This is a genomic window from Ensifer sp. SL37 (assembly GCF_026672675.1).
In the GTDB taxonomy this organism is placed as follows: domain Bacteria; phylum Pseudomonadota; class Alphaproteobacteria; order Rhizobiales; family Rhizobiaceae; genus Ensifer; species Ensifer adhaerens.
On sequence record NZ_JAPPRN010000007.1, the window covers coordinates 1,488,079 to 1,500,927 of the forward strand.

A 12,849-nucleotide genomic window follows, 5' to 3' on the forward strand; every position below is an offset into this window, starting at 1 on the left:
TTGCGCACGGCGCCAAAGCGACTGGCGATATGGGCAAGCCTGGCGGCCGTTCTGGCGATCGGCCTCGCCTATGCGCTTCGTCCCCAACCGGTTCCCGTGGACTTGGCGACGGTGCAGATTGGCCCCCTACGCGTGACGGTTGACGAGGAAGGGGAGGCCCGGGTGCGTGAAGTCTATACACTTCATGCGCCCCTTCGCGGGCAGCTGCAGCGGATCACTGCTGAGGCGGGCGATCCTGTTAAGGCTGGAGAGACCTTGCTCGGCCAGATTGAACCGGCAGCGCCAGCTTTCCTGGACGTGAGATCGGAAGCAGAGCAGCGGGCGGCAGCGGACGCCGCAGGTGCCGCCTATAACCTTGCTGCCGCCGAGCTTAACAAGGCAAAGGCGGACCTCGCCTTTGCGGAGGCGGAGCGAGGTCGCGCGCGTCTTTTGATGGAGCGCAACACAATCTCTAAGCGAGCTCTTGACGATGCCGAGCGTATCTACAATGTAGCCGAAGCCAATCTGGCGACCGCCGAGGCGGCTATCGACGTGAGGCGCCACGAACTCAGTCAAGCACGATCACGCCTGCTGTCACGCCAGGAAATTAGGAACCGCAGCGGACCTTGCGAGTGCGTCGCGTTGACGGCGCCTGTGAATGGCGTGGTCCTAAGGGTCATGCGCCGCAGTGAGGGCGTGGTCGATGCAGGCACCCCTCTTTTAGAGATCGGCGATCCCGATGATATGGAGATCACCGTCAATCTTCTCTCCGAAGACGCCGTCAAGCTCACACCCGGGCAAAAAGCAATTGTGACCAACTGGGGTGGGGGAGATCTCAACGCAATCGTGCGCCGGATCGAGCCGTTCGGCCAGACCAAAGTGTCTTCGCTCGGCATCGAAGAGCAGCGTGTTGACGTTGTCCTCGATCTTACGGATCCCCCGGTCAGATGGCGGCCGCTTGGGCACGGTTATCGCGCCGGTGTTCAGATCATCCTCTTCAATGGCGAAGTGCTCAAACTTCCACTAGGCGCACTTTTCCGTCAGGTGGACAATTGGGCGGTTTTTACCGTTGAAGAAGGGCTCGCGCGTTCGAAGACGGTTCAGATAGGGCAACGAAACAATCTCGAAGTGGAAGTCCGCGAGGGGTTGGTTCCAGGAGAGAGGGTCATTCTTTATCCAAGTGATCGTATCGCCGACGGGGTCTCTGTTGTCGAGCGATAGGCGCCTGGTGATGGCGGCCGAGTGGCTTAAAGTGTTCATCGGCGTAGTGAAGCATCATCAATTCTCCAATGGTTTCATAGTTCATGAGGCCGACAACGCGCTCGCCGCTGTCGACGATAGGTAGAGCAGATGTTTGAGCTTCCCGCATGAGCTTCAAACTAAAGTCGATCGGGGACTTCTCATTCAGCGCAGGAATGTCACGGCGCATAACGTCGCTTACGGACGCGCCCGCGCCCCTTTCCTTCATCGCACGGACAATGCCTTCTCGCGTCATCAATCCCTCGAACCGACCGGCTTCGTCAACAACAGGAAACTCGCTTTGGCTGGTGGCAAGAAGGAGCTCTACTGCCTCGCCGACACGGGCCCGGGGGCCGAGTGTCGCGAACTCGGTAATCATTACATCGAAGATGCTTGTGTCGTCGGAAATGGCCTGAACGTCGCTGCCTTGCGCTTCAGTCTCGGCGGCGAAATATACGAAGATTGCAATGAGAATAAGCAACGGATTGAAGAAGACGCCAAAGATTCCCATGGCTAGCGCGATGGATTGTCCGATCCGAGCCGCAAGCGTGGTGGCACGCGCCCAGGGCAAGCGCCAAGCAAGAATTGCCCGCAGGATACGCCCGCCATCCATCGGGAAGGCCGGGATCATGTTAAAGACAACGAGGAAAATGTTGACCCCCGCGAGCCGCGCCAGGAAATCTATGCGGGGATCTTGCGGTCCTAGCAGTTGTTCCCAGCCCAAGGCACCTCCGACGACCGTAACGATGAGGCCAGCAATGGCGACGTTTACGAGCGGGCCAGCAATGGCGATCACGAATTCCTCAAGCGGCGTGTCAGGGCTGCGTTCCAACCGCGCTAGACCGCCGATGGGTAACAGAGTGATATTCGGAGTATTGATGCCGAAATAGCGAGCGGCCGCGATATGCCCGAATTCATGAAGCACCACGCAGAGGAAAACACTGATGATGAAGGCAACGCCCTCGAAGGCGGCCGGTGGACCGCCGATCCGGTAATGCATGACCCAGATCCAAATGAGCAGAAGGGCAAAGGTTGCGTGCACGCGGACTTCGGTTCCCGCGACGGTACCCAATTTTATGGACCATTGCATAGTATTCTCGCTCCGATCTCTTTCCAAAAGGCGATCGTTGAAGATTCTCGCCTAGGGAACCACAAATCGATACGCCGTCCCTGCGCGAAGGATGTCGAACGAAACCTTGCCATCGGCGGCGTCCAACAGGTCTTGAAGCCGAGACACTGAAGCGGCTTCCTCACCGTTTATCGATGTTAGGTAGTCACCCACTCTGAGCCCGGCCGCATATGCTACGCTGTCGGATGGCACCTCGATGAGTACCGGTCCGTTGGGCGTACACGCGCGCGAGGCCGATGAATTGGGCAAGGCAAGGGTCACGGAGTCCAGGGTTCGATGATCAGGAGCGCTAAGCATGCTTGCCGGGTCGGAGAGCTTCAGTTCCAGCCGTTCTGCCCTTCCCTCTCGGCTGATATCGAGAGTGACCTGGGTATCGGGCTCCAGCAGGCTTGCTGCGTTCCTGAAGCCGGCCTCGCTCGAGACCGCGTGGCCATTGAGCGCCGTCACGGCATCGCCCAGCTTCACCCCTTGGCGCTCGGCGGCCGAACCGCAGGAAAGTCTGTCAACGACCAGTTCCCGCGCCGCGTCATCGCCTGCCTGCGAAAGGGTGACGGACGCGCCAAGCCACCCGCGCCGGATTTCTCCGTCCCTTATCAGGGTGCGAACGACCTTGGTGGCGAAGTCGGAAGGGATGATAAAACCGACACCCTGAGCCGCTTCGTCCGGGGGAGGTGCTCCGCGGACCACGCCCAGAAGCTCGCCTGCTGCATTGACGAGTGCGCCGCCGGAGTTCCCCGGATTCAGCGCGGCATCAGTCTGGATGTAGTCCTCATATTCGTCGATCCCCAATCCCGTCCGGCTAAGTCCGCTTACGATCCCAAAGCTTGCTGTCTGCTCCAAGCCCAGGGGACTTCCCACCGCGACCACGAAATCGCCAACCTTGATAGCTGACGATCGCCCCCAGGTGAGGGCAGTGAGACCCGCAGCCTCAATCCTTATCACGGCAAGATCGGTTGGCGGATCGCGGCCTACAACTTCGGCAGGCAGAACGCGGCCGTCTTTTAGTGTGACGGCGATGTCATCGGAATCGGCGATCACATGGCTATTCGTAACGATGTAGCCATGTTCGGCGTCGATGATGACGCCAGATCCCGTAATAGTGGCACCGCTCTCGACGACAAGGACGTTATCGGGCAGGCCCAGGATCTTTCGAACGTTCGGATCATCCAGCAAGTCGTTCGACAATATGCGGTTAGCGGTGCTAGTGATGCCGACGACCGCTGGCGTTACCCGAGTTAGAGCGTCCGAGAACCCGGCGACACCACTTGCCAGGGTTTGGGCAGTGGCAAACGCATAGATCGCGGTGGCAACCACGAAACATGGAAGATTCTGCATATCCTGCACTCCTAAGCATGAAAGCAGGATCTCATCTGTGCGCGAGCGTGCATTGACGCGCATCAAGGAAATCGAAGGTCAGTAGGCGAGTACCTCAACGTCGGCTGCGGCCAGACGACCATAGAGCCGGCCGCGCCGCACGATGGGCCACCAGTCGTAGAGAAATATTTCCAATGCCCGCCAATTTGCCACCCAGCCGAAGATCACCAGACTTTCGCTGGTGACACGCGAGAATGCGCCTTCGCCAGACAGATTGGTCACGAGCTGACTGGCAATCAAACTGAGAGCGAGTATCGGCACACCGATAAACAAGGCGCGCCGCCCCTCCCTCAGCAGCTGCCGCAACTCGCGACTGGCTTGTTTGGCGCGGCTTTCAAAATTATAGCGTATCGCGTCCTGAACAACACGGATTACGGCCGTGTCTGCTTCTCCCGAAGGCAACTGCACGACAATTGCAATTGGTCGATCGTTAGGGGCCTCCTCAGCCCAGTCAACAATGAAACGCTCGGCATCCTCGTCCAGATCGCGCTCATGGAAGGGTGTGGGATCCAGCGAATTGAAGAGCCGAGCCAGTTTGTCGATGCGGATCGGGATGGTTTGGCGGCGGCCCATTGATGATATTGCGTCCAACGTGGCTGCTCCGGGTCGATTTCTTTCATCGCGGGCCTGCGTTTTGCTTCAAGCATCCTCGTTGAGTGCCCGCCGCACGCGGCGAATGACAACGCCTCGGGCTTTATCGTCGGCCGCCTTAGCCAATTCCGCCTGCAGGTCAAGTACCAGCGATTGCAAATCATTGTTCCAGTCCATCCGACCCGCGCGGATTGGATCGATGCGTGGCGGGGCAACACCTTCAACAATCTCAACGGCTTCCTTCGCCTCCAGTCGGAACGAAGCATCCAGACGGGGACGTATCACCTTGTCCCGTTCCAGAAACGTCTGAAGCCGCCTTCTCATTCCCTCGAGTGCCTCATCTTCCCCGTGCACAAGGAAGACGCCGGCACCGATCGGCTCGCGCGCCCGCACCCATTCAGCAAGTTCCCTGCCGTCGGCATGCCCGCTATAGATGTCCAGCTTCCTGATGCGTGCACGGACGCGAATGTCTTCGCCTTGAATGCGCACCACCTCGGCCCCGTCCTCAAGAATGCGTCCCAAGGTACCCGCAGCCTGGTAACCGACAAGGAGCACCGTCCCCTCGTCCCGCCATAGCCAGTTCTTGAGGCGATGTCTTATCCGGCCGGCCTCACACATCCCACTGGCGGCAATGACGATATGAAAGCCTTTCACGAAATCGATTGCTTTCGATTGCTCGGGAGTCTCCGTAAAGCGCACGTTCTTCGCTTGCAGAGCCTTGGCAAGGAGGTCCCCGTTCTCCAGTTCCCGCGCATGCCGTCGAAAGATTTCGCTGGCGCGCGTCGCCAGAGGCGAGTCGATGATGATCGGACATCTCTCGATTTTGCCGGTGTCCATCAGATCAACGAGATCGGTGAGGAGCTCTTGAGTTCTCTCAACCGCAAAGGATGGCACGATCAAGGCGCCGTTTGGTCGGGTTGCCTGCTGAACTTCCGTGCACAGACTGCGACGCCTGGTTTCATCGGTTGCGTCTTCACGCTCGACGTCGCCGTAGGTGCTTTCACAAACGACATAGTCCCAGCCAGTCGGTGCGTCGGCGTCATATTGAAGAAGCTTGTGTCGTGGGCCGATGTCCCCAGAAAAGAGTATTCTGAGGGGCATTGGGGTGGTGGCCAGTTCGACCTCGACGGACACCGAGCCGAGCAGGTGGCCCGCGTTCCAGAAGCGAAACCGCACTCCTCGGGCCGCCATCTCCCATTTTTCAAGCCGCACCTGTCTGAATAGCGTGACCGCAACAGCTGCGTCACTGGCGTTGTAGATAGGCGTCACAGCCTGCCGCCCCCTTCTGAGGTTCCGGCGGTTGAGTTGGTCGACTTCGGTTTCCTGGATATGGGCTGAGTCAGGCAGCATCACGGAGCACAGATCTGCCGTGCCTGGCGTTGCGAAAATCGGGCCGCCATATCCTAGTCTGGCGAGCTTCGGCAAGAGGCCTGAGTGGTCAATGTGCGCATGCGTCAAGATAACAGCGTCGATGCTTTCGACATCGAAGGGAAACGGTCGATAGTTAAGCTCCTTCTCTGTCTTGGACCCCTGGAAGAGCCCGCAATCGATCAAGACTCTCGTTTCCCCAAACTCAATGAGTTGGCATGAGCCGGTGACGGTGCCTGCGGCTCCGTGAAAATGAAGGAGCGGTTGAGTGATCATCAGCATAAGCCTTCGTTCTGATTGTCGAGTGCAAGTCCAGAAACTGGAACGCGTCAATCACAAGCTGCTTTAAGGCAAGGTTGCGACCCGGCCGTCAATGCGCAAGCGTCGCCAAGAGAAGCGCCTTGATTGCGGGCATGCGGTTCTCAGCCTGATCGAAGACGATCGAGGATTTGGATTCAAAGACCCTGTCGCACACCTCCATGCACTCGACGCCGAAGCGCTTGGAGATATGGACGTCCGCCTCATCTTCCCGCCAGTGCCAGGCGGGGAGGCTGTGCATCAGCTTCGTTTGCGGATTGTCGGTCGCTTCCATAACATTCTCTCTGACGGCAAAGGGCGCGAGCTGCCTAACGCGCTCAGCCCAGCGCACGTCTCCCTCGCCAAACCACGGAGCCGTGGAAATGAAGTCAGCGCCGAGAACGCCGGTGCCGACGTGCTCAAGTACGGTTATCCGGCCGCCGCTATTCCTTGCAACCGACGTCACACCCTGAATGAAGGTCGCCTCCGGCCACAGATCCGGCGGTGAAACGATGCGAAGGTCCATGCCGAGTTTTGAGGAAGCCACTGCCAGGGATCGGGCGACGTTGCTGCGTCCATCTCCAAGAAAGGCCACGGTCATTTGGTTTAGTGGTTTTTTGCAGCATTGCTGCATCGTCACGAGGTCGGCCAACGTCTGAGTGGGATGTGACGTGTCGGACATCACATTCAAGACCGGCACATTCGCCCATTTGGCGACTTCTTCGACTACGGACTGAGAATGCCCGATGTATCCGATGGCATCGTAAAGCCGGCCGAGAAAACGTGCCTTGTCCTTGACCGATTCCCGATCGCGCGTGTGGCCAGTCGATGGTCCGATCAAGGTCACATTGGCGCCTTGGTCGTAGACCGCGACTTCAAAGGCGGCCCGCGCATGGATCGAATGTCGTTCACACAACAGTACGACGTTCTTCGTCATCAATTGTTTCAGCTCGATTCCAGTCTGCTTTTCTTCCTTTAGATCAGCGACGAGCCGAAGCAGGTAGTGGATTTCATCGGCCGTCAGGTCATCAAGGGTGAGCACGCTGCGACCGCGAAGATCTATCGACATTGCGCAGTCTCCTTCCTGGGCCGCTTCCTCATACAAATAAATGAAGATATCACTTGCCGTCATTGATGCCCGTCAATGACGGCTTGCCGGCTCACGGGAAAACTCTCCTTTAGCTTGCCGTGCCGCTATCCCGATGAAGGCCAGCAATCGCACGGCACAAAGCTATAGACCCGGAGGGTTCCCTAAATCCGATCCACTTATCGGGAAGGATAACATGGCTTCCGCATACGCCGTCGCCCCAATCAAAGCAGCCCAGGTTGAAAGGGCCTATTGCCTGATCGGCGCGGTGGGCTACGACATCGATATTGATAGATGGCGCCAGATCTGCGCAGCCATCCTCGCGCGGAAACACCTATCCCCTTTTATCGAAGAAATTGCAGTTGTCGAAGATGCGCTTGGCTACATCAGAGGCGTTGCCATATTGCGCGTGAGACATCACGAAAGGATGGGCCGCTACCTTTCGGTACCGGTCTTCGTCACAGCCAGCGCCGCCGACGCCCGCGGCGTCTGCGGCGCGTTGCTCGGATACTTGAACGAAGTGGCACTCGACAGGCGTTGCGGCGCCATCCATATCGCAAGACTTTCACCGGACCGTTGGCCGGCTACCGACGGAGCTGAGGACGGAATAATCATTCCGTTGCGCTGAAGTCTCCGGCGAGAACAATCCGCGAAAACAATCCAAAATTCGGTTCTCAGGCGTTCTGTTTCTCGATGCGGGCACTGAACACATAGCCTACGCCTCGAACCGATTTTATCAACTCCGGACGGCGCGGGTCTTTCTCGATTTTGCGGCGCAATCGCGCGATCTGAGCGTCGATAACGCGATCAAAGGCCTCCAACGATCTCCCGCGTGTCAAATCCATCAAAAGATCCCGATTGAGGACACGGCCGGCATGTCTCACAAGAGTGCAGAGCATGTCAAACTCGGCCGTCGTCAACGAGATCTCGCGGCCGTCGGGAGATGTCAACCGACGACGGGAAACGTCAAGGCAAAAGCCTTCGAAACAGAAAGTTTCGCTCGCTTGAACCTCCGGAACGAACGCGGCCGGAGGACGCCGACGGCGAAGCGCGCCCCTCACCCGTGCAAGGACTTCACGAAGGTGGAATGGCTTTGTGACATAGTCATCGGCGCCAATCTCAAGGCCGACAACGCGATCAACCACGTCGTCGCGGCCGGTCAGCATAATGATTGGTACGTCCGAGTGGGCGCGAAGCTCGCGGGCCAGCGACAGTCCGTCTTCTCCGGGAAGCCCCAGATCGAGTAAAACGATATCGGCTGGAGCTTTGTCGAGCCTGTTTCGCATTTCCCTGCCATCGCCGGCGAGGCTTACCCGGTAGCCCTCTCCTTCGAAATAGCGTGACAGCATTTGCCTTATCCGTGGATCGTCATCCACGACGAGCACAAGTTCCGGCTCGTTTCGAGCGTTTTCCATAGCCTTCCTCGAAGTTGGCCTACCCCGACGCGCTGTCACATTCCGTAACACTATAGCACCAATTGTTGCAGGCGCGTCGATAGCCTTTCACGCACGGATGTTGAAATCCAGCCCACTCAGTGTCGAGGGAGGATGCGCGATGACCCTACAATCAGTTGCTGTCCCGGGCGGTCTTCGAACCTTGGAGTGTTCTCTTGCTCCCCCGGATCTATCGGCGATCTTCAGTCTTCAGCCGATCATCGAAGCTCTGCCGGGTCAGGCCGTGTTTTGGGAAGGAGACGATGCCGGTTACGTGTTTCAGGTCGAAGAGGGCATGTTGCGCGCTCTGCGCGTGCTTGCGGACGGTCGTCGCGTCATCGTTGGATTCCTGCATCCCGGCGATCTCCTGGGCGTCTCTCTCAAGGACCGCTACCTCTATTCGGTCGAAGCGATAACCGAGGTAAGGCTGCGGCGATATCCCCGCCGTCGTTTTGAAGACGACGTGGCGCGCCAACCACACCTTCGAAACCAGCTCTTTTCCAAGTTATGCGACGAAATGACAGCGGCCCAAGACCAAGCGGTGCTGTTGTCGCGACGAAGCGCCGACGAGAAGGTTGCCAACTTCCTGCTTCTAATGGCGAGAGACCGGGCCGGCGAAAGGACGGACTTCGTCGATCTGCCGATGACCAGGCTGGATATTGCCGACTACTTGAATATGACGATTGAGACGGTATCTCGAACTATAACAAAATTTGCAAGCAACGGCATCATCGTTGCGCCCGACAGGCGCTCGATCATCGTCTTGAAAAGGCATATGCTTCAAGCGGTTGCAGATGGCGATGGTTGCGAACCTCGTGCAGTCTCTATGCCAAATAAGATAAGGCGAGCCGGTTTCGCCTGAGAACGTGGCGGTTGACGATGGCGGTCAGTGAGCTATTCGGTCTCCTCAAGGACGCGAACATGATCGTGCATGAGGCTAGTGGAAGGGTCAGTCACTGGAGCCAGGGCTGCGAGCGACTTTACGGTTGGCCCGAGGCTGAGGCGCAAGGTGAAGTGATCCACCACCTGCTTGGCACCACATTTCCCGAGCCCCTCGAAGACATCCATGCAACCGTCCGACGACAAGGGTCATGGTCTGGCGAACTGTCGCAAAAGCGCAAGGATGAGAGCAAGGTCTTTGTTGCAAGCCTCTGGATCGGACTCCCCAACGGTGAAGGCGATCATATCATGCGGTTTGACAGCGATATCACCAACTTGAAACACGCCCAGGCTGACCTTGTCTCGCGGGAAGCCCATCTAAGATCAATCCTCGACACCGTTCCTGAAGCGATGGTGGTGATTGACGAGACGGGTCTGATCACCTCTTTCAGTGCGGCCGCGGAACGACTTTTCGGCTTCAAAGAACAGGAGGTCCTCGGGTCGAACGTGAAGATGTTGATGCCCTCTCCTGATCGGGAAGCACATGATCGCTACCTCAACAATTACCTAAGCACAGGCGAGCGGAGGATCATTGGTATAGGACGCGTCGTGACTGGAAGGCGCAAGGACGGCACGACCTTCCCCATGGAATTGTCAGTTGGAGAAGCCCGATCCGCCGGAGGGCGGATCTTCACCGGCTTCATTCGGGATTTGACCAGCCGTCAGCGCATCGACGAGGAACTGCGTCAGGCGCAAAAGATGGAGGCCATCGGGCAACTGACCGGCGGGCTTGCGCACGACTTCAACAATCTTTTGACTGTGATTTCCGGTAACCTCGAAATGATCGAAGGCCGTCTCGACGACCCGAGCATCAACGTGCTCTTGAAAGAGGCGCAAGCCGCGGCGGACGATGGCGCAAAGCTCACCGCTCAACTGCTTGCCTTCGGCCGGCGTCAGCCGCTGACGCCAAAGCTCGTCGACGTGGGCGGTCTAATCGGCGCCTTCGCAAATCTCCTCGGACGCACACTCGGTGAGACAGTGGAGCTGTCGACCTTGGTTCGCGGCGCCGACAACATTGTTCTGGTCGATGTGGCACAATTCCAGAACGCCCTTTTGAACCTTGCATTGAATGCGCGCGACGCAATGCGGGCGGGCGGGCGGCTCACGATCGAGGTCTCGAAGTCTAACTTGGACCAAGACTATGTGCTCATGTATTCAGATTCCAGGATGGGACGCTATGTACTCGTAACTGTAAGCGACACAGGTGTCGGTATGGCGGAGGATGTCAGACGCCGCGCTTTTGAACCTTTCTTTACCACCAAGGTCACCGGGGCGGGTACAGGCCTCGGCCTGAGCATGGTTTACGGTTTCGTCAAACAGTCAGGGGGCCATGTTCAGCTTTATAGCGAACCGGGCCGGGGTACCAGCGTGAAGCTATTCTTGCCGGTGGCGAAGGAACAAAACGAGGCCGACGACGCAGATGAGCCACGCGACCTATCGCAGGAGGCGGTAGCGCGAGGACACGAAACAATTCTCGTTGTCGAGGACGACGCTCGTGTCCGCCGCATTGTGGTCGCGCGACTTTTGGACGCCGGCTATAACGTCGTGGAAGCCGAGACCGGTCCTGAAGCTCTTCAGCGCCTCGCCGACCACCCGGAGATTTCTCTTTTGTTCACGGACATGGTTATGCCCGGCGGAATGACCGGTAACGAGCTCGCGCACCACGTTCGCAGGTTCCGTCCAGGAATGAAAATACTCGTAACCTCGGGCTACGCCGCCCCGAGCCTTGCGAAAGAAAGGTTGCCGGAAGGCGCCTCTTGGTTGCTCAAACCGTATACGGCGAGAAAACTCTCCAAACGCTTGCGAGATTTGCTTGATTGATGCGCTCAGTGGCATGGTGATCGAGCTGAAGCGAGTAGATTCGTGAAAACACCAAGAAGGCGAAAATGTGCAAGGTTCGGCTTCTCGATCGCCGATCATTCCTTTTGATACCCGCTTGAGAACGCGGGCAGTCCACCCGAGTTCCGAATGATCTTTGATTGCCGTCAATGCCGTTTTCCCCGTCATGGGTAGATTGGCTGTAGCTCAAACGTTAATTCGGGAGATGGAGCAATGACATACAAGACTGTGCTACTGGTTGGCGATGCGGATAACTATGATGTCGACCTGAGAACCGCGGCTGATCTTTGCGTGGCCGGAAACGCCCACCTTTCCGTTCTTCTTGTCAAGCTTGCCGCCCCTGTGCCGCTCGGCGACTACGCGGCGATGTCGGTCGCGTGGCTAGACGTGCGCGCGGGCGATACCGAGAAACTCGGAAACGCCGTTATGAATTCCCGTGCCACTCTGGAAGCCCTTGGTGTCTCGTTTGATGTCCACGGGAGCTACCCGGAGGAAGCGTGGGTGGAGGATGAGATCGGAGAGCGCGCACGTTACGCTGACGTGACGTTGATCGGGGCAAGCCTCAAGGCGAGTTCCCGGCTTCGCTCGCACGCCATTGAGGGTGCGCTCTTTCGTTCAGCACACCCAGTCCTTCTCTCCGGCAACCGCCAATCAGTTACGCTGACACCAAAAAAGATCTTGCTTGCTTGGAACTCCACGATCGAAGCGACGAGAGCGGCACGCGAAGCGCTTGAAATGATGAAGACCGCCGATAGCGTCAACGTGGTGCTGGTCGATCCCACGGCTGCGCCGGCAAGGAACGGAGAAGAACCTGGAGCCGATGTTGCGACATACCTCGCCAGACACGGCATCGAGGTCATTGTGGACAGGCTTTCAAGCGGTGGGCGTCAGGTCACCGAGGTACTTTTGCAGCATGCCCTCGACACGGCCGCCGACCTGATCGTGATGGGCGCCTATGGCCATTCGCGGGTTCGCGAACGGATGTTCGGAGGAGTGACCAAGGCTATGATCGAGTCACCCGCGGTGCCGGTGTTACTGGTTCATTGAGCCACCCAAAGGTGCGCCGCGGTCGAGCGGCGCACATTGGTTCAGGCACCGGACGCCCGCCCAGTCATGTCGAGTATATCGATACTGAAGAACAAGTGCGGGTAGTGGCCGCAGATTTCTTGCGGAATTGGCTTCAAACCACCTGGCTCCCACCAGTTTGGTCTCTTTTCAAGAAGCGACCAGGCATGGAGGTACTCGCGGTGCCATTGCCCCGTCGGGGCAAGCTCCTGATAGCGTCCGTAGATCACGACGCTTTTCCACTCACTCCCTGAAACCGCGTCGATCTGAAGGCAGACATTCGGGTTCTTGCGCATCCAGTCGATCTTCCGGCCGGGCATAGAAAATGCGTAGAGGCAGTTGCCGGCGTAGGCATAGGTGATTGGGACGATATAGGGATGGTCGTCAAGGCAACAGGCAAGACGTGCAACATGGGCGCCCTGGACAACGACGCTGCATTCGTGACGGGACATTTCCTTGACGATCATGATCCACCTCCGTGAACAGATGCTTCGAGAATAATTCCTCGG

At 58.0% G+C, this 12,849-nt stretch carries 12 protein-coding genes; 5 read left to right on the forward strand and 7 right to left on the reverse strand.

What is annotated here, in order from left to right; genetic code table 11:
• Entirely contained in the window at positions 1–1,200 is a 1,200-nt protein-coding gene (locus OVA00_RS39300; protein WP_112772460.1) for an efflux RND transporter periplasmic adaptor subunit, read from the forward strand.
• Here the strand turns inward: OVA00_RS39300 and OVA00_RS39305 are convergent.
• The 5 genes from OVA00_RS39305 to argF all read right to left on the reverse strand — a co-directional run bounded on the left by OVA00_RS39305 (position 1,145) and on the right by argF (position 7,046).
• Positions 1,145–2,308, reverse strand: coding sequence for a site-2 protease family protein (locus OVA00_RS39305; protein WP_268091087.1), 1,164 nt, complete (start codon positions 2,306–2,308; stop codon positions 1,145–1,147). The two genes, OVA00_RS39300 and OVA00_RS39305, sit on opposite strands and share 56 nt — an antisense overlap.
• Positions 2,309–2,359: 51 nt before the next feature.
• Positions 2,360–3,682 (reverse strand): trypsin-like peptidase domain-containing protein, encoded by a 1,323-nt coding sequence (locus tag OVA00_RS39310; RefSeq protein WP_181529585.1) that lies wholly within the window; start codon positions 3,680–3,682, stop codon positions 2,360–2,362.
• Between the two features lie 78 nt (positions 3,683–3,760).
• Positions 3,761–4,294 carry a hypothetical protein gene (locus OVA00_RS39315; RefSeq protein WP_268091088.1) on the reverse strand — a complete coding sequence of 178 codons (534 nt, stop codon included), beginning with the start codon at positions 4,292–4,294 and terminating at the stop codon, positions 3,761–3,763.
• A 66-nt stretch (positions 4,295–4,360) separates the two neighbouring features.
• Positions 4,361–5,956, reverse strand: coding sequence for an MBL fold metallo-hydrolase (locus tag OVA00_RS39320; protein ID WP_112772498.1), 1,596 nt, complete (start codon positions 5,954–5,956; stop codon positions 4,361–4,363).
• A 94-nt stretch (positions 5,957–6,050) separates the two neighbouring features.
• On the reverse strand, positions 6,051–7,046 hold the full coding sequence (gene argF / locus OVA00_RS39325; protein ID WP_112772463.1) for an ornithine carbamoyltransferase: 996 nt from the start codon (positions 7,044–7,046) through the stop codon (positions 6,051–6,053).
• A gap of 214 nt (positions 7,047–7,260) precedes the next feature.
• On the opposite strand from argF, the gene OVA00_RS39330 reads away from it, so the two are divergent.
• A complete protein-coding gene (locus tag OVA00_RS39330; RefSeq protein ID WP_268091089.1) occupies positions 7,261–7,692 on the forward strand; it encodes a hypothetical protein in 432 nt (143 codons plus the stop codon).
• Between the two features lie 46 nt (positions 7,693–7,738).
• On the opposite strand, the gene OVA00_RS39335 is transcribed toward OVA00_RS39330, so the two are convergent.
• The gene (locus tag OVA00_RS39335) at positions 7,739–8,479 is read right to left on the reverse strand and encodes a response regulator (protein WP_112772464.1); all 741 of its coding nucleotides are present in this window, start codon (positions 8,477–8,479) and stop codon (positions 7,739–7,741) included.
• A gap of 139 nt (positions 8,480–8,618) precedes the next feature.
• On the opposite strand from OVA00_RS39335, the gene OVA00_RS39340 reads away from it, so the two are divergent.
• The 3 genes from OVA00_RS39340 (at position 8,619) to OVA00_RS39350 (ending at position 12,322) form a co-directional block, all read left to right on the forward strand.
• Positions 8,619–9,359, forward strand: coding sequence for a helix-turn-helix domain-containing protein (locus tag OVA00_RS39340; protein WP_112772465.1), 741 nt, complete (start codon positions 8,619–8,621; stop codon positions 9,357–9,359).
• 59 nt (positions 9,360–9,418) lie between these two features.
• Entirely contained in the window at positions 9,419–11,257 is a 1,839-nt protein-coding gene (locus OVA00_RS39345; protein ID WP_268091090.1) for a hybrid sensor histidine kinase/response regulator, read from the forward strand.
• 231 nt (positions 11,258–11,488) lie between these two features.
• Positions 11,489–12,322, forward strand: coding sequence for a universal stress protein (locus OVA00_RS39350; RefSeq protein WP_112772467.1), 834 nt, complete (start codon positions 11,489–11,491; stop codon positions 12,320–12,322).
• 41 nt (positions 12,323–12,363) lie between these two features.
• On the opposite strand, the gene OVA00_RS39355 is transcribed toward OVA00_RS39350, so the two are convergent.
• Complete coding sequence (locus OVA00_RS39355; RefSeq protein WP_112772468.1) at positions 12,364–12,807, reverse strand: pyridoxamine 5'-phosphate oxidase family protein; 444 nt, start codon at positions 12,805–12,807, stop codon at positions 12,364–12,366.
• Positions 12,808–12,849: the final 42 nt, after the last annotated feature.